The organism is Nocardia sp. NPDC059154 (assembly GCF_042755705.1).
Taxonomy (GTDB): domain Bacteria; phylum Actinomycetota; class Actinomycetes; order Mycobacteriales; family Mycobacteriaceae; genus Nocardia.
In genome coordinates this window covers 1-965 of sequence record NZ_JBHZCS010000035.1, presented here as the reverse complement: position 1 = coordinate 965, position 965 = coordinate 1, and the positions used below count along the sequence as shown (strand labels likewise).

General features: G+C 65.1%; 1 pseudogene. It reads right to left on the bottom strand.

What is annotated here, in order from left to right:
* Window positions 1-129: 129 nt before the first annotated feature.
* Window positions 130-965: pseudogene (locus ACFXN1_RS27765) on the bottom strand (DNA-directed RNA polymerase subunit beta); the annotation flags it as partial.

The window sequence follows — 965 nt, the reverse complement described above, 5'->3', positions numbered from 1 at the left end:
ACCAATCGGGGTTCAAGAGAGGGGGTGCACCCCCACCCCACCTTTCCTTCTCTCGTGGGGGGGGGAAAAAAAAACAACCCCCCACCTCCGTTCCCCCGGCCCCCCCCCCCCCCCCCCAGGACCGTTCGCTCACTGCGCCAGGTCGTCGACCGTCGCAGCCTCGTTGCGGGACAGGTTGATACCCAGATTCGCCGCGGCGCGCTCCAGGTCCTCGTCGTCGCCGTCGCGCATCTCGATGGCGGCGCCGTCCGAGGACAGCACCTCCACGTTCAGGCACAGCGACTGGAGCTCCTTGAGCAGAACCTTGAACGACTCCGGGATACCCGGCTCCGGAATGTTCTCGCCCTTGACGATCGCCTCGTACACCTTCACGCGGCCGACAACGTCGTCCGACTTGATGGTGAGGAGTTCCTGCAGGGTGTAGGCCGCGCCGTACGCCTGCATGGCCCAACATTCCATTTCACCGAAGCGCTGACCACCGAACTGCGCCTTACCACCCAGCGGCTGCTGCGTGATCATCGAGTACGGACCGGTCGAACGCGCGTGGATCTTGTCGTCGACCAGGTGGTGCAGCTTCAGGATGTACATGTAACCGACCGAGACCGGGTACGGGAACGGCTCGCCGGAGCGGCCGTCCAGCAGGATGGCCTTGCCGTCGTCGTTGATCATCTTCTCGCCGTCGCGGTTCGGCAGCGTCGAACCGAGCAGGCCGGTCAGCTCTTCCTCACGCGCACCGTCGAACACCGGGGTGGCGATGTTCGTGTCGGCGGGCTGGCCGATCATTTCCTCGGGCAGGTTCTTCGCCCAGTCCGGGGAACCGTCGACCTGCCAACCGGTCTTGGCGATGTAACCCAGATGGGTCTCCAGCACCTGGCCGATGTTCATACGACGCGGCACACCGTGGGTGTTCAGGATGATGTCGACCGGCGTGCCGTCGGGCAGGAACGGCATGTCCTCCTGCGGGA